We start from the raw sequence: 23,752 nt of genomic DNA, 5'->3' as shown, positions 1-23,752 counted from the left end.
AATAATAACATTCATAAATTAAATATTTTCTTTTTAAATGCAAAAAATAGGATTCTATTCAACTGATTTAAACAGTTAAATAAAATCCTATTTTTTATTTATCTGAAGTACTGAAAAAGCATAGCTTTTTCAGTGGCCTCTTTCACAATACCTGTATTTTTTATAACATTAAGATAATATTTTTTTTGCAATTTCTACTGATTCTTTTGCATCTTTTGCATAAAAATCAGCGCCTATTCTTTCAGCAGAATCAGGTGTTAATACTGCTCCACCAACAAATATTTTTCCAGTATAACCATCTTGCCTTAAAGCTTTTATTGTTTCTTCCATACTTCTAACTGTTGTTGTCATAAGTGCACTTAATCCAACTAAAGAAACATTGTGTTTTTTTACTTCTTCTACAAGAGTTTCAATAGGCACATCTTTTCCTAAATCTATCATTTCATATCCATAGTTTTCCAAGATAACTTTTACTATATTCTTTCCTATATCATGAATATCACCTTTTACTGTTGCAATTATTATCTTGCCCTTTGATATAGACTTAGAGTTGCTCTTAGCTATTTCAGCTTTTAAAACTGTAAAAGCATTTTTTACAGTTTCAGCAGATTGTATTAATTGGGGTAAGAATAATTCTCCTTTTTCATATTTATCTCCTACTTCATCTAAAGCTGGAATTAAATATTCATTAACTATTTCAAGCTCTTTATGAGTCTTTAAAAGCCCTGACGTCGCTTGTTTTGCTTCTTCTTTTAGTCCTTTAAGAACTATATATCTCAAATCATGTTCTGCATTAGAATCGACTATATTATTTGAATTTTTATTATTGGTTGTAACATTAGCCGTTCTATTCAATTCAATATTTGCATAATTTTTAATATATAATTCTGCACTCTTATCATGGTTATATAAAACATTATAAGAATGAATAACTCTAGTCATTCCATCTGCATTAGGATTCATTATAGGTAAATCTAATCCATTTGCAAGTGCCAGTGCTAAAAATGTTTCATTTATTAGTTCTCTATTTGGAAGTCCAAAAGATATATTTGAAACTCCAAGGACAGTTTTAACACCTAATTTCTCTTTTACCATTCTTACTGCTTTTAGTGTTTCTTGAACTTCTTCTTGCTGTGCTGATACCGTAAGTACTAAGCAATCAATAAATACATCTTCTTTCTTTATTCCATATTCAGCTGCTCTCTTTACAATCTTTTCTGCTATGGCAAATCTTTCTTCTGCTTTAGGTGGAATCCCTTTATCATCTAAAGTTAACCCAACAACACTTGCTCCGTATTTTTTTACTAAAGGAAGTATTGTATCTAAAACCTTATCTTCTCCATTTACTGAATTCAATATTGGTTTTCCATTATAATATCTAAGACCAGTTTCTATAGCTTCAATATCTGAGGAATCTATTTGAAGAGGAGTATCCATTATCCCCTGTATTTCCTTAACTATCTTATGAATCATCTTAGGCTCATCAATTTCAGGTAATCCTACATTAACATCTAAGATATGAGCTCCAGCTTCTACTTGAGAAATAGCTTGCTTTAAAATATAATCTAGATCTTCATTTTTTAATGCTTCTTTAAATAATTTCTTGCCAGTTGGGTTAATTCTTTCGCCTATAATTTTAACTCCATCTATTCTTACAACTTTTGACGGTGTACAAATTGCTGAATAATTGTTATTTTCTACTGGTTCAAGCTTTTTGTCTTTTACTCTGCTGAATAATTCTCTTGTATAATCTGGAGTTGTTCCACAACACCCGCCAATTACTCTAACTCCTGAATCAATAAAACTACATAAAGTGTCTGCAAATTCTTCCTTTGTAACATCATATTTTGTTTCATTTCCTATTGATAATGTTGGCAGACCTGCATTAGGTTGCACCATTACAGGAATATGTGCTAAGTTGCATATTTCTTCAATAATAGGCTTTAATTGTTTTGGTCCAAGTGAACAATTAACCCCAAGTGCATCTACTCCTAGTCCTTCTAATACAAGTACCATAGCTTCTGGAGAACAGCCTGTAAATGTTCTTAAATTTTCTTCAAAAGTCATAGTACAAAATACAGGTAATTCTGAATTTTCTTTTACAGCAAGTACTGCTGCCTTAAGTTCATATAAATCAGTCATAGTCTCAAGTAAAATTATATCTACTCCTGATTTAACACCTTGAACTACCTGACGTTTGAAAATTTCATAAGCCCTATCAAAGCTTAGAGTTCCCATAGGTTCTAAAAGTTCTCCTATTGGCCCAATATCTAAAGCAATATATGTATTACTATTTCCCTTTGCATTTTTAGCAATTTTTACAGCAGCATCTACTACGTCTTCAACTTCTAAATTACAAAGTTTCAATTTAAGTTCATTAGCACCAAAGGTGTTAGTTGTTATTACATTTGCTCCATTGTCTATGTACTCTCTATGAATTTCTTCTATTATAGATGATTCTTTTAAATTTAAAACTTCAGGATTTTCCCCAAGCTTTAACCCCTTTTTTTGAAGCATAGTCCCCATTGCTCCATCAAATATTAATATATTATCCTTTATATATTCTTTAAGCCCCACAAGTTTCTTCCTCTCTCTTAAAGCTACAATTCTCATAATTGTTACATTCTTTGCAACTCTTTTTTTTCTTTTCAATTCCACTATTCACTATTCCTATTATTGCTGTAACAGATTTCCTAGGAAATAACAAATTGTTTTCTGATACTGTAAGTCCTATTTTCTTTTGAGCCTCTAATGCTCTTAAGAAACTATTCTGAACATCTAAAGGTAAATCCCCGTAACCTGGACTATATCTAAATGTTATATTCATTCCACTTAAAATAGCTTTTTCTTTAACACTATTTTCTACTATATCACAAACTTCTTCTACCACTGTTGTAGCACAAGCATCTAATATGAGTGCTTTTGTCAAATTAGTTTTTTCATATAATCTTGTTTGTCTTTCAATTTCATTACCTAATGTTACTGCCATTAATACACATTCTGTTGAGTTCTTTAAATGTTCTTTTATATCATTACCCTTTAAAATCAAATTTGTAGTAATAACTTCTACCCCATCATCACTTGATTTGATATTTTTATAACTATAAACAACTCTAGGGGTTATTATTTTTTTGATTTCTTCTCTACATTCTTCAATGGTATTAGTTAGATTTCCATCTATATCTTGACCTTTGTAACCAAGGTATCTAAGTACTTCTTCTTTATTTATCTCTAATTCAAAAGCATCCATATGTTGCTCACCACCTTATTAATCATTACTAATCTTAAAACATTGCTCTCTTATAAAGTAAAATTGTTCAGGTAGAATTTTATTCTCCATCTTAATTTATATATCTTATTTACTCTTCTCCATAAATATTTAAAGAGAATCCTTTTTCTAATACATATTTTGCATATTCTTTTGCACCAAATAAAGATAAATCTCTATAATTTCCACATTGAACTGCATTTGCTGCTGGTATTTCTGTTGCATCTAAAATTATTTTTAAAGATGTTTCTAATGCTTCTTTTATTTCAGCAGCTTCTCTTTCTCCCCAAATCGAAAGATAAAAGCCAGTTCTACACCCCATTGGAGATAAATCTATTATTCCGTCTAAATGATTTCTAAGTTCATGTGCTAATAAATGTTCTAATCCATGCATTGCTGCAGTTCCAAAAGATTCTTTATTTGGTTGTAAAAACCTTAAGTCAAATTTAGTAATCTTATCTCCATGAGTTCCATCAAGAACGCAACATTTTCTTACAAATGGAGCCTTAACTTTATTATGATCCAATTCAAAACTTTCTACATTTTTCTTTTCCATTATATATATTCCTCCATTATTATGATTTTTTTTAAGAATATTAAGTGACAAAAAAAGCCTAAAGGTATTCCTTTAGGCTTAAAAGCTCTTAAACACCTTATCTACCAGTTCTTACGCTGCAGGATTTAGCACCATATATATTTTATAAAATACATCGGTTGCTGGGTTTCTTTGGGCCAGTCCCTCCACCACTCTTGATAAGTTCTTATATTTAACTTATTATATATTATGAAATCTTGTTTGTAAAGATTTTATTTTTTTAATAATAATAAAGATATAGAAATTGTACTAAAAATAAAACTTATTAACATTATGTAATTTACAACTTGAATTGTGGAAAATCCTTTTTCTTCCAACCTGAAATGTATTTGACTTCTATCTGCTTGATACACAGGTTTTCCTTCTGAAAATCTTTTAAAAATAACAAACAAATTATCAAATATTGGTACTGCTAAAGCTAGTATTGGTATAAAAAGGCTAAATACAGTTGCCTGCTTAAATGCACCATCCAATGCTGTAATACTCAAAATGAAACCCAAGAAGTTTGCTCCTGAATCTCCCATAAATACTTTTGCTGGAAATTTATTATAATATAAAAATCCTAAAATAGTTCCACTTAATATTATAGATACTAATGCTGATTTAGGTTGATTTAATATTATAGCTGCTACAAAAAATGTTATAGCTGATGTTAAAGATAACCCTCCTGCTAATCCATCCATGCCATCAGACCAATTGATTACAGTTGTTACTCCAAATATCCAAGTTATTGTAAGTAAAAATTGTATTATCTGATCTAATTGAATAAACTGCCCTGTAATCGGATTAGTAAATCCAACGAAAACAATACCTGACTTAAATACTAAAATTGCGGATAATAATTGAATAACAAGTCTAGGAAATATAGGAAACTCTTTTCCTTTTGTTTTATACCAATCATCTATTAATCCAATTAAGACTATCATTGTTGCTGCTACAAACACAGTTATCTGTTGATTTAAATCATCTCTTATAAATATAAAATAAGAAATAAAAAAACCAATATATAAAGCTATCCCTCCACACAATGGTGTTGGCTTTTTATGTTGCTTTCTTTTATTAGGTTTATCTGCAAAATGCAATTTGCTAGCTAGTTTCATAAGAAATGGCATGGTAATTAGTGTAATTAAAAGAGAAACTACCATTGCTAATATATAATTCATCTTTCCTACTCCTTAGTTAAGTCTACGTCAGTAAATTATATCCAAGTTTTCCACCTTGGTTTACTTCCTATTTGATTATACTATTAAAAATATTTTATATCAATTACAAAATTATTAAGGTTACTATAACAATTTTAATAATACAACTATTGCACTTATAAGTTAATGGTGCCGATAATTTAGCCAAGATATTGTCTGAAAAATTTAGCAATAGACTTTTTAGTACTGTGGATAAGATATATAGTAATATTCATTATACATTCGGTTTAAAACTGTTAGTGGATTGCTTTTTTTACATACTTTTTACCAGTACCTTCAACACTTGTAATTGTAATTAAGGCATTTCTATCAAAATCATTTACAATATTCTTTAATTTCGCTATCTCAAGTCTTGATAAAACTACATATATAACTTCTGTTTCATCACCGCTATAAGCACCTTTTCCATCTAATAAAGTAATCCCTCTACCAAGTCTATCCATTATTGCTTTAGAAATATCACTATTCTTATCAGAAACAATAATTACCGCCTTTGATTCTTCAAGACCTTCAACGGTTATGTCTATAGACTTAAACGCAATAAAATATGCTATTAAAGAATACATAGCTCTATCCCAGCTAAATACAAAACCTGAAATTCCTAATATGAAGACATTAATAAACATAACTATTTCTCCGATAGAAAATACACTTCTTTTTTCTATAAGAATAGCTATAATTTCTGTTCCATCCAATGAACCACCATTCCGTATAATTAAGCCTATCCCTACACCTAATATAATGCCTCCAAATATAGTTGCTAGAAGTGTATCTTGTGTTGCACCTGGAATAGGATGAAATAAAGTTACAAAAATTGAAAAACATATTACTGAAAATATAGTTGAAAGAGCAAAGGTCTTACCTATTTGTTTGTAACCTATAATTATAAAAGGTAAATTTAATATGAAAATAAAAATTCCTAATTGAATACTGGTCAAGTGACTTGCCATTATTGATATTCCAGTTATTCCTCCATCAATTATATTATTAGGTACTAAAAATATTTCAAGCCCTATTGCCGCTAAAATTGAACCTAATATCATAAAGAACATTCTGCTTAGGTTAGTTAAAATATAGTTAGTTTTTTTTTTCATGTAATTCCTCCCCCTTTGGTCTATTTCGTCATAACATACTATTATGTATGAATATTATACTACAACTGTATATATTTATAAAATCGAATTTATAAATATATACAGTTAAACTTTAGAGAATTATAATATTTATCTACCATCTCTTCTACTTTTTTTAAGCTTTAACAGCTCTTCATAAGTGAGTTTATCTGTTTTTAAAATTTCATATGGTGAATATTCCATTCCGTATTTATCTGCATCTTCTCTCATAGAAGATCCTTTTAATAGTTTTATCTAAATGTTGATCTATATTTAATGATATTAATATAAGCATACTAAATCAGGTAGTTCTGCTTTCAACTACCTACTAATACACAAATAAAGAATATTCCGTGTCCCTTCGACAAATGCAAATCTTACATCTTTAATTACCATGTAAAATAAGATATAGGCTTTGCATTTTAAGTAAACAACTATATATACTTTTAATGTAATGGAGTTATTTTCATTACTATTATTTATGAAATAGCTTAATTCCTAATGCAAGAATTCCTGAAGTAATTAAAGGTCCTACTGGAACTCCATCTAAAAAAGCAGCCGCTATAACCGATCCTAATATTAAGGCTGGCATTATATCACCATGACCTTTAACCGTAATATATTGTAATCCAAGCCCACTTAAATAGGTAGTAAAAAGAGAAATTATTAATGCAGCTATGCCAACCCATGAAGTAAATACATTTTTAATGTTAATAGATGTAACTTTTCCATTTGCAATTGGAATCAAGATAGCAGCAATAAGTAATATCAACCCCAAAGTCATTCCATAGTTTTCTACAGCTGAAAAAATGTATTTATCCATATTTAAAAGCTTAACAATTAAAAGTATACAAGTTGCAATTGCTACTGAATTGGTCTTTCCCAGTATTGAAGCCGCCAATATTGCTAGTAATATAATATTAGAGTCCAATTTAAATCACCCTTAAAGAAAATTATGCTCAATACAATTATATTTTATTATATACCATATAATTACTCAAATAGAATTTAAGTGAATTATGGAAACTCTTTATCAACAATTGTACTAGCAACTATTGAACCCATAGAAACCCCCATAATAAAATCAAAAAAATTCATTTGAAATATAAATTTTGTACCTATACTCCTTGTTAGAAGTAATGCTATAATATAAATCCCAACACTTTTTAATATAGTATTTATCAAAACATTTTCCACTCAACCACCCCTTATATTTTTTAACTTATTCTTAAATGTATCTATTATTATTTGTGATTAATTATTAAACATTCATTGATACAAATATAATTTTCCTAATTGCAACCCTTAAAGTATTACATGCTAAAAATATCGTATTGCGCATATATTAATAATGATATAAACAATACGATATTTAAACGCAATCTTTAATTTTAGCATGCATACATATTAATGATAATAAAAACACTTGCAGGGTAGACCTTTTTTATCGGTCTACCCTGCAAGTGTTTTTATAGTTATCTATTTATTTGGCTCACATGGATATATATAATTGCATACTGTGCAAACATCTAAATTAAGAGGATCAAATTCATCGTCATCTGGAATTACTAATCTGACTTTTTTATTTATGAAATACACTAAATCTTTTAATACTCTATTGATATCTAAAAATCTAACTCCATGACTTGTAGATGAAAGGCAATATTTACAGTTGAATGGACATCCTCAAAAGACAAAAATAATATCATTAATAATAAGTTCATCCCTTAAAGATTTCAAAGTGCTCTAATAGTTTGAATTTAACAACCAAGAATCTTAAACCCAGCAAAAGTTATTGCATACTTTCTACTGGGTCTATTTTTATTTATTCTTTAATTTTTAAGATAATTTCATAGTATAATCATAGATTTTTTTAATAAACTCTTTTTTATATGAATTTACTATGTCATTACATTTTTTAGTTATATTGTCTGAATCAGATATATTTTGCAAATTTTCTTTTAACTTATCTTCATATTCTTCTAATAAATTATACAAATCAGCATAAAATTGCTTGTCTATTATTTCGATTAGCATTGTAAATCTATTGTTAAACTCACTAACATTTGCGGATAATTCATTGAATTTTTTTATCACTCTTTTTCTATATATCTTATAATCAGCTTCATCTATATTACTTATCTCATCCACAATAATTAAACCTGAATTAAAAAATCCAAATATATATTCTATATTTTTTTCATATATAAAATCGTTAAACCAATGGGACTTAGTCAGTCTTTTTTCTTCTGCTAATTTATCATCTTTTTCTCCATAAAAAAATAATATCAACGCTAATAAATTTATACATGCAATTATCGATGAAATCACTTGAGAATAATTATATAAATAACTAACTTTACTGTCTATTGAAATTTTTAATACTGATATAAAGATATACCCAATAATGATTAGTACAAAAAATAAAATCAGCCCTTTAAATAAATAGTTTTTAATTTTATTATCATTAGTCATACTTATCAATCCTTCAAAATATCAATTTCTGTAACTGCTCTTCTTATATCTTCATCAATGCTTTCCATAATTACTTCATCACAATCAAATTTGTATCTTTCTCTAAACTTAATTTCTCCTAAAGCTCTAATACTATCACCAAATAATCCTAAGAAAAATGAAGGATTTATTGAAAATAGTTCTTCAGGTACAAGAACTAATATTCCATAGTCTTCTTTGTCTAATTTATCAATTTTAAAACTTTTTCTCCAATAGTACCCATTATCCCTACCAGAAAGAACTTTATTACCATTCTTTACACATTGTTTTAAATTTATCTCTTTCATTTTCATCGTCCTTTATAATTTTTTCTATGTATTTTTCGTCAATATAAAAATTCATCGAAATAACAGTCCCTGGAAAATAATTTTTTAAAATTCTAACATTTTCTCTATCTGGTGGTTTATATAAATTATTTTCCTTATTAAATGCTATTATTTTTCTTGACTTTCCGCCAAAGTCAACATCTTCTAGTTTATATTTATTATTAAATAATATGCATGTGTTACCAGATATTATACTCATTTTAGGATAATTTCCTCCTACTGTACACCCTATATTTTGAAATGAATTTATAAATCGCACAGTTCCTGTTCCTCTATCTGGATGCTTTTTATCCCTCTTTCTGCTTACACCATCCTGTAATGCATATAATGTCCACATGGATTCCTCATTCCAAAAGAGATTTTTATAATCTAATTTATGTATATTGCTCATATTCTCTAAAGATTCTTTTGCTTCTTTTGTTGTATCTTTTCTTTTTAAACTTTCATATATTGTATTCCCATAATTAAATATTACTAACTGACATTCACCATATTCTTCTTGATTAAAGTAATGTCCTAATGTATACCATTTTGAAAATTCGCCACCATGTAGTTCACAATTATCTATAATTTCTCCAACTAAAATAGAAAAATATCGTCTTCCCCTTTTTGTAAGCTCTAATTTTTGTCTTTTTAGACACCTATCAATATATTCTACAACTTCTGTTGATACATCATCCGAACTTTGAGATTCAATAAGTTCTAGTTTTTCTATATTTTTAGGTTCTGTGTTTTTAAATCCCAAATGTTTCAAGATCCCACTTACTTCTAATATTGCTGATATTTTGCCATCATTAGAATAATATTCACCACTAATACCTATATTTTGTTTTCGCTTTTCCCTCTTTTTTATTATATCCATTATTAATGTATCCATAACTGTAGATGCAGATATATCCAAATTTTGCAGTTTTGTATGATCAAAAAAAATTTCTTCTGCTTTACTATCACCTAAATAATGTATTTTTTTAAGGGTATCTATTGTTTCATCTGGATTTTCTATAAAGGAAAAATTTTTAGGAATTATTATTCTATTTCTCCTATTATTATGGACGTTTATCTTTTTCCCAAAATTGTGCATATTTAAGAAAATAGATAAGTCTGTCCCCTGTATTTTTCTATTTTTTTTACGCTTCTTTTCTCTCTTCCTTTTAGAAAAAATAAATCTTTTTAACCGCTTCTTATAAATAAGTATTTCCACTTTTCTTTTATGTTTCATAATATTCTCCGCTACCTAAATTTTATTATTTACATTATTTTTAATCAATAAAAATAATATAAAAATACATATGACTCTATCCTAAAATACTCTTTTTCCTTCTCCATTAAATTATAATACATTACTTATTATAACACGTTATTAACTTGTAATTAAACTCTATTTTAACTAATTTACCATGGTCTACAAATAACTCCAATATGGTTTATATATTCTGTAAATAAATGTACTCATTATTATTAAACAAATAATACGAATCTTCTTCTACTAATTCGTTATTTAAAATATATTTTTCTATGTCAATTTTAAACTTCTCCAAATGATATTCTTTAAAGGAATATTGTTCTTTCAAATTTTCCTTAATGCTCTTCTCTTCCTCTCTTTCCATATCACTTCTTAAAAATTCTGGCAGTCCACGCTTCTTATTAAATATTAGGTAATTAAATCTAATAATTTCTTTTAAATATTTATTATTTTCTTCTAATATACTTTCATTAAAATCTAAAAATACTTTGTAATATTCTGCATTTCCTATATTTTTGCTAAAGTATCCTTGTTTTTCAAAAAACATGCCTAAGCTATAATAAAAATCAAAAGGTTTCTCAAATTTATTTTCAAAGTACTTGATTATAAGTTTAAACTTTTGAGAATTATAATATTTATCTACCATCTCTTCTACTTTCTTAAGCTTCAATAGTTCTTCATAAGAGAGTTTATCTGTTTTCAAAATTTCATATGGTGGATATGGTGAATATTCCATTCCGTATTTATCTGCATCTTCTCTTATAGAAGATCCTTTTAATAGTTTTAAGAAACCAAGTTGTATTTCCTCTGGATGTATTTCATAAACTTCATTAAATGACTTTTTAAATGAGTCATAATCTTCTCCTGGAAGCCCTGCTATCAAGTCTAAATGTTGATCTATATTTTTTAACGACTCTAGTTCTAGAACTTTTTCCTTTATGTCACTAAAATTAACAAACCTATTTATATTTCTTAGGACCTCATCATTTGTTGTTTGTACTCCAACTTCAAATCTAAATCTCCCTTTTGGAGCCTTTGATAAAAGTTCTATTTCTTGAGGCTTCAATATGTCTGCTGATATTTCAAAATGAAATTGAGTATTTGTATCTTGTTTTATTAAAAAGTTCCATATTGCCATAGCAAATTTAGAATTGCAGTTAAATGTACGATCAACAAATTTAACTAATCTGACTTTTTTATTTATGAAATACACTAAATCTTTTAATACTCTATCAATATCTAAAAATCTAACTCCATGACTTGTAGATGAAAGGCAATACTTACAGTTGAATGGACACCCTCTTGAAGCTTCATAATATACAATTTTATTGCTTAAATCTTCATCTTCTTCATAAGGAAATGTTACTTCATCCATAGACATAAGTGGACGTTTTTCATTAGAATAAACTACATTATCAATTTTATAATGTAGTCCCTTAACTTTTTCTAATTTCATCCCCCCTAATTTATATAAGATAAAATCTCTATAAGTTTTTTCTCCTTCCCCCTCAATAACATACTCTCCTACATTATTTTGAAGAAAGCTTCTTGAATCAAAAGAAACTTCTGGGCCACCATAAAGTATTTCTATCTTTGGATTTACTTTTTTTATCAAATTAGAAACTCTTGAAATAAGTTCAACATTCCAAATGTAAGTTGAAAATGCAACAACATCTGGCTTTTCTTTCATTATTTCTTCTAATATTCTCCCTTCCCTATCATTTATGGTAAATTCTTTTATCTTGCCTTCATAATCAAGATTCTTTGTAAAACTCTTTAAATATCTAACAGCTAAATTGCTATGAATAAATTTAGAGTCAATTGCTGTAATTAACACCTTCATGTTTAAATTTCTCCTCTACTTTAACTTCTGTCTTTAATATGCATATTCAAGAAATAGCAAGTCATTATGATAATCTATTGAGCTTATTATTTTCTTTCATATACCTAATTTTTTTCCTTTTATAAAAAAAACATCTTCCCATGCTTTAGTTTCCTCTATTTCAAAATATTTTTCAAGGATTTTTTTTATTTCTTCAATATTTGAACTTAAAAGTATATTTAAATTTTTAAATGTAAATTCTTTAACTTTTTTATTAGGTAATATAACCTTTATTTTATTATTAAACACCTTACCCCTTTCCTTATTTATATCCCAAATAAATATTTCACCATATTCTTTTAAATATGAACTTATTTCCTTAATTAATTTTTCTTTTTCTAAGTTAGTCCACATTTTATTTAAATCAAAGAAAAATGTGCATGCATCATATTTTCTATCTTTTAATTCTATTTTCATATCACTAGACACATAATCTAATGATAATTCATCCTCTGCTTCTTTAGATATATTATATATAATCCCAAGATTTTTTTCTCCAACATCTAATATATCGCCTTGCAAAATAACACCTTCTAAATCAATTACTAATGTTTTTCCCATAGCTTTTCCTCCATCTTATTAATATTTGTCCGATATATAATTATATTTTACCATCTTTTACCAATAGAGTGAATGCATAAATCTTATTTGTTTATTCTATTCTCCAAAACAATAAAACTGCCTAAAATGATTGTTAAATCACCACAAAGCAGTTTTGTTATTTTTTATATAAAATTTTATTCTTAAATATATTATAAAGAATACTCCTTATTCATTACAATTTAATTATTTCTTTTTTAACACTTTTTTTGAATATAATTTAGCTATTAATAAACAAGTTAATATAAATAAGAATACACCTATAAATATACAGATTGACTTTGGAATATTAAATGATAAGTTTGAATTATTACATTGTAATTTATAAATACATCCTACTCCACTATCCAATATATAAATATCACCTTCTGAATACCTTATTCCTTTGATTTTGCTGTCATCTTTTAACTGTAATAAATTAGATATAATATTGTCTGTATTTATTGCTGCTATCATATTTTCTTTACTATCAAAATATACTTTTGTATTCTTCTCTAATATTTTTCCTTCTTTATCTATAGCTAAATACTTTATAATCCCAACATCTGAATATTGATAAATAGGCGCTGTGACAATTTTATTAGGTAGATTCTTAATAAGAGTTGATACTATCTTCTCGCCTTTAAATCTAGGCGAACTTATAGGGTCACCACCACTAAAATCTGGCCATCCATACCACTTTCCTTTATCTATTCTATAAAGATAATCAAAATCTCTATTTATAGGTCTTTCGCTAGTGTTTTCCATACCTCCAACAATTCCAATTAATTTTCCTTCACTATCTAAATCCCAACCTTTAATATTTCTTATTCCTGAAGCATATAATGATGTCTTATTGTTATCTAAATTTATTTCAACTACGCAAGCATTTGCTAAGTTTTCTGCTCTTATTCTTTGTCCTTCTTCAGATGAATTTCCATATGGCATAAAAGCACCTGTCTTCTTTTCCCCATAATTAAATCCATTTAATGTTATATCAATGGAGCTTTTATCATAAGGAATCTTATCTAAAGAATAATTATTATCATAAGAAGCTACTCCTGAATTTGTAGCAGTTCCTATGGATAAAAGAAGCTTTGAATCTTTTACAATTAAATTTCTATCTAGATATTTGCCTTCACAAGGTATATTTTCTAAAATAGATTTTAATTTTTTATTTTCTAAATCATACTTGTACAAATTAGCCTTAGAAATAAAATATAATTTATTTTTATAAAAAATTACATTTTCTATTTTTAATGATTTATCTTGAAGCAGTGTTTCTTCTCTCCCATCTCCTTTAATAACCTTAATATAATTATCATAAGCTATATATGCATTTTTATTTTCATCTTTATCAAAAGCTACAGAATTCTTACAATTCTTGTATGCAACACTCCAGCTGATATTATTTTTTAACGCACTCATTTTATATTGATTAGAAAATTTGAGCACACCAAATGCTAAAACAACTATTACAATTGAAATAATTAAAAATTTTAGAAACCTTTTCACTTCACTCTCCCCTTACTGTTTTAATTAAGGATATGAAAAAAATAACAAGTCAAAAATTCCATGTACATTTTACGTCAAGCAAGAAGATATGTTTGCCTTCTAGTCAGCCTATTAGGTGAACATGCCGACTAAGCATGACACAAAGTGAAACTTTTCAGATAGAATTTTATATTCCAGATGAATTTAGTTGAACTTGTCTTAAGACAAAATAGACTAACATACTGACTTGTTATTATTTTGAATATCCATTAGGCATCTGAAAAAATAGCCAACTAAAGATATCTTATGTATAAAATATAATCTCTCTATTTAATTTATATTGTAAAGATAATAAAATAAGACCTCTCTTTTAAACTCTTGTTTATATTTATAAATAAACTCATATTTATAGCTTATTTTGAATATGCTTTATAATAATTTAAAGGAGTGAATGAGCTTTGGATAAAGACAATTTTTTCAAGAATTCTTTTTTACTGATAGCATCTAATGTAACCACAGGTATACTGGGTTTTATATTTAACATATATCTTTCTAAAGTTTTAGGTCCAGAAGGAATGGGTCTTTATAATTTAGTTATGCCAATTTACAACTTATTTATATGTCTTATGACTGCTGGAATCGTTGCATCTATTTCTAAAATAACTGCTGTATACACACAAAAAGGTGAAAATAATAATATAGTAAAAACTATTAGAGTCGTTTCGTTATTTAATATATCTTGGGCATTTTTAATAGGACTTATAGTATTTTTTTCTGCACCAATAATAGGTAAATATGGAGTTAATGATATTCGAACAATAAATGCTATCAGAGTTATTTGTCCTGCTATGGTATGTATTGCAATTTCAAATATACTTAAAGGATATTTTTATGGAACTTCTAAAATTACAGTGCCAGCTATAATTGATATTTTCGAAAAAGCTATGAGAATTTTAACCGTAAGTGTACTTATTTTCTTAACTCAAGCTCAAACTCTTGAAATTATGGTAACCTTAGCTACAGTTGCATTATGCATAGGTGAATTTCAAAGTTTATTTTTCCTTTTCATTTATTATAAATATTCAATAAATAAAATGCCTACTTCTTGTGAAAAACCCGAAAGTAGATTCCAACTTCTTTTTGATGTTGTTATTATATCAATACCACTTTGTATGAATGGATTTTTAACTAATATTCTAGGAACCCTTTCTACGCTTATTGTCCCTAGACGCTTACTTGTCTCTGGCTTTAGCTATACAGAGGCTTTAAGTATGATAGGAAGATATAATGGAATGGCTCTAAGTATAATAACAATCCCCTTAATTATAGTTACTACAATTAATACATTGCTAATTCCGGATCTTTCTCAAACTTTAGTTTTAGGTAAGCAATATGAGGCTTCTACTAGAATAAAAAAAGTTATCAAGTTTGCATTTTTACTTGGCATAGCAACTACAATAATTTGCAATATAATTCCCGATGCCTTAGGGCAAATGTTTTATGGCAGAAATGATTTAGGTTCATATATTAGATTTGCTTCACTTACTGCCCCAATATTATTTCCTGCAATAACCATGTTTGGAATATTAAACGGACTTAATAGGCAAGGTATAATTCTTAGGAATTCTTTAATCGAGGCTATTATTGAATTAATATGTTTATATATATTTACTGCAATTCCTTCAATTAATATCTTTGGCTACAGTTTAACTATATTCATAGCTTGCACAATTGGACTGATTCTTAATATGTATGAAGTCAATAAACATATTGAACTTAATTTAAACATATTTAATATAATAATGTATTTATTGCTTGGATTTTTAACCTTCTTAATTGTAAATATCTTTTCAAAACACATATTCATAAATTATCTAATTATAAACAACTTTATGGTAATCGGACTTGTTTTTTTAATATTCACATACCTTGGCAAGTTTGGAAAAAATGAAGTTTAACTTTCTAAACAATAGAAAAAAATAGAAGATATATGTTTAGCCTATAATCTTAGGCTAAATATATATCTTCTATTTATATTATTTAAGTTTTACCCTTAAAAACCTAGGTAGTAAGTTAAATATTCTAGGAGATATGCTATCCATATCACTCTTTTTAATCCCACCCAAAATCATCATTAAGTATAAGTAAACAAACCCGCCTATAACAACAATCAATAGAGTTGTAATTCCTTTTAACACAATGCCTCCATTTATTATTATTATTAACATTGATGCAGGTTCTTTTAGGATAAATATTATTCCTGCCATTATTGCTGATGAAATAAGTGGTTTAATTATATTTCTAAACATTGGGATTTTTACTCTGAGAACCTTTTTTAATTTTCTTTGATTTAAAAACATTGGTATTGCAAACCACAAAAAATTTCCTACTACTACTCCCAAAATATTTATATCTGGCATACCTACTAATATATAGTTAGCAATTATCTTAGCAACTATACCTATGCTAAAAGTTCCAAGAACAAAATAAAGCTTATTCATACTTTGGAGTATTACAGTCTGTATTTGTACAACTGCCATAAGAATTAGTACTACCGAACCCATTACCATTAATTCAAATCCTTGATCAGTTCCATATAACAATTCAAAAACTTCTCTTCCGAGTACTGAAAGGCCTATTGTTGCTGGTATTGTTATTATAAAAGTAATTCTAAAGGCAAAAGTTGTTTTTCTTCTTACTTCTTTTTTATTCTTTAATGCCATAGCTGCTGCCACTGCTGGTAATACGGTTGTCCCAAGTGCTGTCACAATTATAAGTGGAACAGATAACAAAGTCTTATATCTTCCAAGAACCCCATAAAGTACTTGAGACTGTTGCAAACTAAATCCTGCAAATGCTAGTCTAGCATTTACATTTACCATATCAACAAGACTACCGAAATTTTGAAGACCTGCACTTAAAGTGATTGGTAACCCATATTTTATTAATTTTTTAATTATATGCTTAGTTCTTACTCTTTTATTATTCCCTTGAACTTCAATCGAATCTTCTTCAAATTGTTTCTTTCCATAAACATAAACCATGTAAAGACACGCAACAAAAGCACCTATTGAAGTACCCATAGTACCTCCAGCACTACCATATGCAACACTTATTTTCATTAAAAAGAATGCACAAGTTAAACTAATTATAATATTTATAACTTGTTCTAGTACTTGAGATACTGCTATAGCAGTCATGCTACTCCTACCTTGAAAATATCCTCTATACGATGATAAAATTGATGTAACAAATATACTTGGTGCTAGCATTAAAATTCCATAAGAGGCTGCTGGATTACCAATCATGTTTCCAATTGGAAATGCAAATAGCATCAAAAATATAGTTAATATTGCTCCCACTAAAGCTAAAATAGTTCTTGATATTTTAAGAACCCTTACAGCATCATTGGGTTTTCCTAGCGCTGTAAGTTCAGCAACTACTTTTGCAATAGCTGGTTGAGTTCCTAAATTTGTAACTGCATATACAAATAAAAATACCTCATAACAATTTTGATATATTCCATATCCATCAAGACCTATTATTCTTTGTAGTAGAGGTATGTAAAATACTGATATTACTTTAGTTAAAAGACCTGCTATTGAAAGAATTAAAAAGCCTCTATTACTGCTACTTTTGGCTGATTGCTCTTCCATAATTACCTCCTATCTAATTGAAAATTTAAACACATCTTGTTTTATTTTTTTTAATATTGGAGGTAATGCTACTGCTATGGTCTTATTCTTTAAATAATCTAGCTTGCCATTAACATTTCTAAAAATTAATTTATATGCATATAAATATTGATAATTCAAACCATACTTATTTTCAAAAAATGAATTTAATTTCTTATCTCCATATTTATTGTCTCCAATTATAGGATTTCCTAAATGGGCTAAATGGGCTCTTATTTGATGACTTCTTCCTGTGATTAAATTAATATCTATAAATGAATATGCACCATTAGTTTCTACTGTACTTATTTCCATTGCTATTTTTTTAGAATTCTTTACTTCTGTATCATGTATTGTTGATATATTAGTTTCAAGATTTTTTACTATATATGCTTCATAAAGCCCATCTCTTATTTTACCTTTTGTTAAAGTATAATAATGTTTTCTTATTTCATCTTCTCTAATAGCTTCATTTATGCACTTTAACCCATCGAAACTCTTTCCAAAAATAATTAAACCTGATGTATTTCTATCTAACCTATTACATGCTGCCGGAGTGAATGTTAATTCATTTTCTGGCACATAATCTCCTTTATCATTCAAATATGAAAGAACATAATCTGTAAGTGTTGGTTCTTTACTAGTATTACTATCTGAATGAACTAATACATTTACCCATTTCTCAAGTATTAACATATTTTCATCTTCATATACAATTTTAATTCCTTTTGGATCAACCTTAATAAACTTTTCTGTTTTATCTTCTTTCTTACTTTGTATGTATTTTATTTCCACTACGTCTCCTTGTTCTAAGAAGTACTTTTCATTTTGCTTTGCGCCATTTACCCTTATATCTTTTTTTCTTAAAGCTTTAAAAATTGCACTTAAAGGTACATCCTTTAACAATTTTCTTAAAAATTTATCTAATCTTTGACCTGCTTCATTTGGACCTATTTCTATTTTCAAATATAATCACTCCTAATTTTTCAATGTACAATGCACAATTCATACCCTTTAGGGTACCCTGTAGGCAGTGCATAATTATGGTACAATTCCCTTTGGAAATTGACTCATTTATATATATAAATGCCAAGCATTTTTTATTTTTTAATTGTTTTAAGTCCTTTCAAAGAAAAGTGAGAATCCAAAAGTGATGCTCCAAATCTTGTATTTGGCTAGCAAAACTTTCTCTGTGAGCATTTTATATTTGGTGACTCGAACTTTCTCTGTTAACTTGTTCATTCATTGTGCATTGTACCTTGTAAATTGTACATTGTCAATTAAATCTACTTTGTTAAATAGTTGAATGCTGCTAAAGCTTGAATAGAAACTCCAAGTTGAAGACAATCTTCATCTATATTAAATAAATTGCTATGAGCAGGTTCTGTAGTTTTCTTTTCCTTGTTGCCTGATCCTAAAAAGTAAAATGCTGATGGTCTTTCATTTGCAAAGTATGCAAAACTTTCAACTCCCATTTTAGGTGCTCTTTGTTCTAAAACATTATCTTTACCTAAAACTTCACTTGCACTATCGCTAATTAACTCTACAAATTCATCATTATTATAAAGACAAGGATAACTTTCATCTACTTTTATTTCTGCCTTTGCTCTTGACATAGTTGCAATTCCATCTACAATTTCATTTAACCTTTTTATGGCAAATGTTCTATCTTCCTTAGTCATTGTTCTAATCATCCCACTTAAAGTAGCTTCTCCTGGAATAATATTTTGAGCTGTACCTGCATGTAAAGTTCCAACAGTTATAACAATTGGATTTACAGGTGCTATTTCTCTGCTTACTATTGTTTGTAGTGCTATTACAATATGACTTGCAATAACTATAGGGTCAACAGTAGTATGAGGTGATGCTCCATGACCTCCTTGACCTGTTATTTTTATGCTGAATGGATTTGATGCAGCATTAACCACACCCTTTTTTATTTTTATAGTGCCACATTCTGTTTCCTCATCCACATGAAGCCCAAGAATACAATCAACACTAGGATTTTCTAATACCCCTTCTATTATCATGTGGGGAGCTCCACCTGTAGTTTCCTCTGCTGGTTCAAATAATAACTTTACAGTTCCAGAAAATTTATCTTTATGCTTATTTAATAATTTTCCAACACCCATAAGTATTGTTGTATGAGCATCATGCCCACAAGCATGCATCTTACCATCAATCTTAGATTTAAATTCGCAATTTTTCATATCTTTAATAGGAAGTGCATCTATATCTCCTCTTAAAGCTATAGTTTTATTATTCCCTTCTTTTGTCCCTTTTATAATTCCACATACTCCTGTTTTTGCTACTTCAATATAAGGAATTCCATTAGTTTTCAAGAAATCTTTAATCGTCTTAGATGTTCTAACTTCTTCAAATCCAAGTTCAGGATGTTCATGTAAATCTCTTCTTATTTCTATAAGTTCATCTTTTATACGCTCAGCTTCTTTTTTTAAATCTATCATTTTCTTGTTTCCTCCATAATTTAGTTTATTTTATTTTTTTAAAAACATTTCATACAATAACTTAAATAACACTCCAAAAAACTTCTATTATGTCTCCGTCCTTTATTTTTGCTGTATATGATGATTTTTCGCCATTTAAATTTAAATTAATTATTCCCTTTGGTATTGTTAAATCAAAATCTATATAATCAAATATATCTACAATTATGTATTGTGATTTCCCTTTTAATGTTTTATTTTCTCTATTTACATTTACTGTTATACTAGGAAACTCTTCTTTAGCAACTGCTATCTCATCTTGAATTGAAATTTGAATTTTATCTGGATTATTTATATTATTAATTTCTATACTTTCATCATTATTATCTTTTCCTATTGCTTCTATTTGCTTTTCTAAAAACTTATTTTCTTCTACAACTTCAACTTCTTTAGGATCTTTAATTTTTTTTAAAATATAGTCTCCCTCTGAAATTTCATAAGTATCTTCTAATGCAATTTCGTTCTTTAACAAATTCACATCTTCTTTTAAAACATATTTCTTAAAATCACACACGTTGCAAGGTAAAAATACATTTATTTCATCACCATTTTTTATTATATAATCTAAATCTTCTCTTTTTTCATTAACAAGTATTACTGGATCAATATTTATAATTTGTTCATCTAAATAAATAGAAATTGAATTTATATTTCTAATATGTTGTGATAATTTTGGCTCTGCATCTTTTCCATTTTGCGCATATTCTAATATTATATTATCATTTGCTTTAACTTCTGTTTCAAGAGTGGCTTCTTGTTCATTAATTGTAATTTTCGCATTAATTCCATATTCACCAAAAACAATTCTTTTGCATCCATTATAATTAAACCTAACACTTTTCCCATTTTTGCTTATAAGTAGTGATGGATTTATTCCAGCTTGGAGTAATACATCTGTTATATTATGTTTATGAGAATTAAATAAACTAATTGGATCATTGTTTAAAATAACATCAATAAAATCATTACCTAAGCTTCGTATTGCAGTTAAAGCTATTCCAAGAACAGTTACTCCTGCTGAACCTAAATCATTGTTTGAAATACATTCTATAACCGCCTGTCTATCTTTAATTGCAATCCTTTGAGGTTGCAATTTTAATTTATCCGCAATTGCTTCTAAAATACCTGGTGTATGTGCTCCACCGCCTACTAAAAATACAGCACTAGGAGCTTTATCACCATTTAACTCTAAAATCTTTTTAGAAATTTCTTCTGCTGTTTTATTAACAATAGCACTAACTAATTTAAACACATTTTCTGATAATATTGTGTTTTCCATTCCCAAAACATCAATATAGGTTACTTCCTTTTCTTTACCTATTGATCTTTTTATATTTTCCGCAGTATTAAAATCAACTAAGTATTCTTGGACAATAGTCTCTGTAATTTCATCGCCTGCCATTGGAACCATCCCATAAGCTGAAATACTTTCTTTAGAACTTATCGCTATGTCTGATGTACCCGCCCCTATGTCTACTAATGCAATATTTAAAAGTCTTAAGTTCTTTGGTATTGCAGCTTCTATGGCTGCTATTGGTTCTAATGTTAAATTTACAACTTTTAAATTAACCTTATTCATTACTGAATAAAGAGAATCAATTACAGATCTTGGCAAAAATGTTGCAATAACTTCTGCTCCAATATTTTGACCCTTATGGCCTATTAAATTCGATAGTAAAAAACTATTTAAATAAAAGTTTTTTACTGAATACCCAACGCAATATAATTTACCTTCAGTTGTAGTAGTTATTTCTTCCCCTGCTTTTTTTACAGCACTTAATTCAAGACTTCTTACAATTTCTTTATCCACTTCTTCATCTTCATTAAGTTCAATATCTGCTCTTACATTAACTGTTCTTAAAAATCTACCTGCAGCTGCAATAGATACTTCATTTAAATGTATTTGAAGTTCTTCTTCAAGATAAGCTTTAACCTTTTGAACAACTGACGCAACTAAAGTAATATCATGTATTTGACCATCTACCATAGCTCTTTCTTCATGTTCTAAATATTTCTCACATACTACGTGGAACTTCTTATCCTTTATTATACCTACTGTTCCTATAATAGATCTTGTCCCTATATCTAAGGCAAAAATTATATCTTTTTGATTAAACTTTTTTAATTCCATATAAACACAACCTTTATTTACACCTTTAAATTACATAAATCTACTATAAATTATATATTATAAGCTAACTTCATACAATAACTTAAGGCATATTTACTTTTTCTATAAATGTTAACAATAACGGAGTTTGGATGTATTAATACAAAGTAAAAAGATTTAATAAACCATTCTTTTTTATTTAAGGTATTTTTTTGTTTTTATTGATTCAGCTTGTACACTTTGTACTAATTGCTTAAAATCCTAAATGCCTATTTATTTGTCTTCTCTCATTAAAGATGATATATCCATTATATTCCCACCACTACCCATTACTATAGGAGTTTTTCCATCCCATTTATCTATGAATTTAGATTGTAAAATACTTTGGTCTATTGATTTAGATAATGCTTCATTTGCCTTAGCTTGACCTTCTGCTTGGGTAATCTTAGCTTCTGCATCAATCTTGGCTTTTTCTGCTTCTAATTTAGATGTTTCTAATTCTTGTTGTTTGTTAATTCTAGTTTGAATAATTTAGTCTAACCTACCTTGTAATTTAGTTTTACTAATTTTAACTATAAAACAAGTTGATTTGTGCCATTGGGATCAAAAGATGACTTAACTAAGTATAATCCAAGATATTAATGCACAAATTATACTTAAAAAAGGGTAAACTTACCCCTTGTTTGTGGATTGTTATTTTTTTGCATTATTTTTAGCTTAATATTAAGAACTTCATATTTCTAAGCTACTTTTTCTCGAAAAACTTCTTTATATCTATATTCTTTTGAAATTTTCATTATTGTTTGTCTGCCTGTTTTTACAATTTTAGCTGCTACAAATATATATTTAAGTCTAAAAGTTTTTATTTGCTGCCAATATTGATTTTCTAAAAGATATTCCTGCTTAAACATCAGAAAAAGACTGTATACAAACATTTGTATTTGAAAGATAGCTTCATTAGCCCAAAAAGATTTCAATAGCATTGTTCCTATGTTCATGTCATACTTTGCTTCCTTTATATAATTTTCACAAGTACCTCTTTTTTTATACACTTTTTTGGTGAATTTAATAAAATGTTTCAAACTATTGATTCACCTTGGTTCGAATGTAAGCGCTTCAGCATATGACGTCTATAATTATTCTAAGACACATGATACCCTATCACTATAGAAATTAAATAGTGGAGGGTATTTATTTATGTCAAGAAAAAATAATTTAGCCAAAGTATGGGCGGAGCGCATAGAAG

The 23,752-nt window shown here is 27.8% G+C and carries 18 protein-coding genes, 2 pseudogenes and 1 riboswitch; of the genes and pseudogenes, 1 reads left to right on the top strand and 19 read right to left on the bottom strand.

The window, feature by feature from the left end:
• Positions 1-168: 168 nt before the first annotated feature.
• The 14 genes and pseudogenes from LLF98_RS14310 to LLF98_RS14245 all read right to left on the bottom strand — a co-directional run bounded on the left by LLF98_RS14310 (position 169) and on the right by LLF98_RS14245 (position 14,236).
• On the bottom strand, positions 169-2,577 hold the full coding sequence (locus LLF98_RS14310) for a homocysteine S-methyltransferase family protein (protein ID WP_291704756.1): 2,409 nt from the start codon (positions 2,575-2,577) through the stop codon (positions 169-171).
• Positions 2,567-3,250, bottom strand: a complete 684-nt coding sequence (locus LLF98_RS14305) for a vitamin B12 dependent-methionine synthase activation domain-containing protein (protein ID WP_291704754.1) — start codon at positions 3,248-3,250, stop codon at positions 2,567-2,569. Before LLF98_RS14305 ends, LLF98_RS14310 begins: the two co-directional genes overlap by 11 nt.
• 109 nt (positions 3,251-3,359) lie before the next feature.
• Positions 3,360-3,824 (bottom strand): S-ribosylhomocysteine lyase, encoded by a 465-nt coding sequence (locus LLF98_RS14300; RefSeq protein WP_291704752.1) that lies wholly within the window; start codon positions 3,822-3,824, stop codon positions 3,360-3,362.
• A gap of 94 nt (positions 3,825-3,918) precedes the next feature.
• Positions 3,919-4,028, bottom strand: a riboswitch (SAM riboswitch).
• Positions 4,029-4,075: 47 nt separating this feature from the next.
• A complete protein-coding gene (locus tag LLF98_RS14295; RefSeq protein WP_291704750.1) occupies positions 4,076-5,026 on the bottom strand; it encodes an MraY family glycosyltransferase in 951 nt (316 codons plus the stop codon).
• 275 nt (positions 5,027-5,301) lie between these two features.
• Positions 5,302-6,159, bottom strand: a complete 858-nt coding sequence (locus LLF98_RS14290; protein ID WP_291704748.1) for a YitT family protein — start codon at positions 6,157-6,159, stop codon at positions 5,302-5,304.
• 98 nt (positions 6,160-6,257) lie between these two features.
• Positions 6,258-6,429: pseudogene (locus LLF98_RS14285) on the bottom strand (DUF4080 domain-containing protein); the annotation flags it as partial.
• Positions 6,430-6,652: 223 nt separating this feature from the next.
• Entirely contained in the window at positions 6,653-7,108 is a 456-nt protein-coding gene (locus tag LLF98_RS14280; protein ID WP_291704746.1) for a DUF441 domain-containing protein, read from the bottom strand.
• A gap of 86 nt (positions 7,109-7,194) precedes the next feature.
• Positions 7,195-7,374, bottom strand: coding sequence for a hypothetical protein (locus tag LLF98_RS14275; RefSeq protein WP_291704743.1), 180 nt, complete (start codon positions 7,372-7,374; stop codon positions 7,195-7,197).
• Positions 7,375-8,016: 642 nt separating this feature from the next.
• Complete coding sequence (locus tag LLF98_RS14270; protein ID WP_291704741.1) at positions 8,017-8,652, bottom strand: hypothetical protein; 636 nt, start codon at positions 8,650-8,652, stop codon at positions 8,017-8,019.
• A 5-nt stretch (positions 8,653-8,657) separates the two neighbouring features.
• Positions 8,658-8,978 (bottom strand): hypothetical protein, encoded by a 321-nt coding sequence (locus tag LLF98_RS14265; RefSeq protein WP_291704739.1) that lies wholly within the window; start codon positions 8,976-8,978, stop codon positions 8,658-8,660.
• A complete protein-coding gene (locus LLF98_RS14260) occupies positions 8,938-10,236 on the bottom strand; it encodes a hypothetical protein (RefSeq protein WP_291704737.1) in 1,299 nt (432 codons plus the stop codon). Before LLF98_RS14260 ends, LLF98_RS14265 begins: the two co-directional genes overlap by 41 nt.
• A 205-nt stretch (positions 10,237-10,441) precedes the next feature.
• Positions 10,442-12,103, bottom strand: coding sequence for a B12-binding domain-containing radical SAM protein (locus LLF98_RS14255; protein WP_291704735.1), 1,662 nt, complete (start codon positions 12,101-12,103; stop codon positions 10,442-10,444).
• Between the two features lie 96 nt (positions 12,104-12,199).
• On the bottom strand, positions 12,200-12,703 hold the full coding sequence (locus tag LLF98_RS14250) for a hypothetical protein (RefSeq protein ID WP_291704733.1): 504 nt from the start codon (positions 12,701-12,703) through the stop codon (positions 12,200-12,202).
• A 225-nt stretch (positions 12,704-12,928) separates the two neighbouring features.
• On the bottom strand, positions 12,929-14,236 hold the full coding sequence (locus LLF98_RS14245) for a PQQ-dependent sugar dehydrogenase (protein ID WP_291704731.1): 1,308 nt from the start codon (positions 14,234-14,236) through the stop codon (positions 12,929-12,931).
• A gap of 437 nt (positions 14,237-14,673) precedes the next feature.
• On the opposite strand from LLF98_RS14245, the gene spoVB reads away from it, so the two are divergent.
• Positions 14,674-16,173, top strand: coding sequence for a stage V sporulation protein B (spoVB, locus tag LLF98_RS14240; RefSeq protein WP_291704729.1), 1,500 nt, complete (start codon positions 14,674-14,676; stop codon positions 16,171-16,173).
• A 78-nt stretch (positions 16,174-16,251) separates the two neighbouring features.
• On the opposite strand, the gene LLF98_RS14235 is transcribed toward spoVB, so the two are convergent.
• The 5 genes and pseudogenes from LLF98_RS14235 to LLF98_RS14215 all read right to left on the bottom strand — a co-directional run.
• Entirely contained in the window at positions 16,252-17,871 is a 1,620-nt protein-coding gene (locus LLF98_RS14235) for a polysaccharide biosynthesis protein (RefSeq protein WP_291704727.1), read from the bottom strand.
• A 9-nt stretch (positions 17,872-17,880) separates the two neighbouring features.
• Positions 17,881-18,855, bottom strand: a complete 975-nt coding sequence (locus tag LLF98_RS14230; protein ID WP_291704725.1) for an RluA family pseudouridine synthase — start codon at positions 18,853-18,855, stop codon at positions 17,881-17,883.
• A 320-nt stretch (positions 18,856-19,175) separates the two neighbouring features.
• Positions 19,176-20,357 carry a M20 family metallopeptidase gene (locus LLF98_RS14225; RefSeq protein ID WP_291704723.1) on the bottom strand — a complete coding sequence of 394 codons (1,182 nt, stop codon included), beginning with the start codon at positions 20,355-20,357 and terminating at the stop codon, positions 19,176-19,178.
• 61 nt (positions 20,358-20,418) lie between these two features.
• Positions 20,419-22,527, bottom strand: a complete 2,109-nt coding sequence (locus LLF98_RS14220; RefSeq protein ID WP_291704721.1) for a cell division FtsA domain-containing protein — start codon at positions 22,525-22,527, stop codon at positions 20,419-20,421.
• Between the two features lie 719 nt (positions 22,528-23,246).
• A pseudogene (locus tag LLF98_RS14215) lies at positions 23,247-23,567 on the bottom strand (transposase); the annotation flags it as partial.
• Positions 23,568-23,752 lie beyond the last annotated feature (185 nt).

Origin of the sequence: Clostridium sp., from assembly GCF_021372645.1 — a bacterium.
Classification (GTDB): domain Bacteria; phylum Bacillota; class Clostridia; order Clostridiales; family Clostridiaceae; genus Clostridium.
This window is presented reverse-complemented; position numbering and strand designations above follow the sequence as displayed.

Coding starts and splice junctions, on each gene's coding strand:
- LLF98_RS14270 (WP_291704741.1), bottom strand. CDS start 8,652: ATGACTAATGATAATAAAATTAAAAACTATTTATTTAAAGGGCTGATT.
- LLF98_RS14225 (WP_291704723.1), bottom strand. CDS start 20,357: ATGATAGATTTAAAAAAAGAAGCTGAGCGTATAAAAGATGAACTTATA.
- LLF98_RS14265 (WP_291704739.1), bottom strand. CDS start 8,978: ATGAAAGAGATAAATTTAAAACAATGTGTAAAGAATGGTAATAAAGTT.
- LLF98_RS14305 (WP_291704754.1), bottom strand. CDS start 3,250: ATGGATGCTTTTGAATTAGAGATAAATAAAGAAGAAGTACTTAGATAC.
- LLF98_RS14235 (WP_291704727.1), bottom strand. CDS start 17,871: ATGGAAGAGCAATCAGCCAAAAGTAGCAGTAATAGAGGCTTTTTAATT.
- LLF98_RS14250 (WP_291704733.1), bottom strand. CDS start 12,703: ATGGGAAAAACATTAGTAATTGATTTAGAAGGTGTTATTTTGCAAGGC.
- LLF98_RS14260 (WP_291704737.1), bottom strand. CDS start 10,236: ATGAAACATAAAAGAAAAGTGGAAATACTTATTTATAAGAAGCGGTTA.
- LLF98_RS14220 (WP_291704721.1), bottom strand. CDS start 22,527: ATGGAATTAAAAAAGTTTAATCAAAAAGATATAATTTTTGCCTTAGAT.
- LLF98_RS14300 (WP_291704752.1), bottom strand. CDS start 3,824: ATGGAAAAGAAAAATGTAGAAAGTTTTGAATTGGATCATAATAAAGTT.
- LLF98_RS14255 (WP_291704735.1), bottom strand. CDS start 12,103: ATGAAGGTGTTAATTACAGCAATTGACTCTAAATTTATTCATAGCAAT.
- LLF98_RS14295 (WP_291704750.1), bottom strand. CDS start 5,026: ATGAATTATATATTAGCAATGGTAGTTTCTCTTTTAATTACACTAATT.
- LLF98_RS14290 (WP_291704748.1), bottom strand. CDS start 6,159: ATGAAAAAAAAAACTAACTATATTTTAACTAACCTAAGCAGAATGTTC.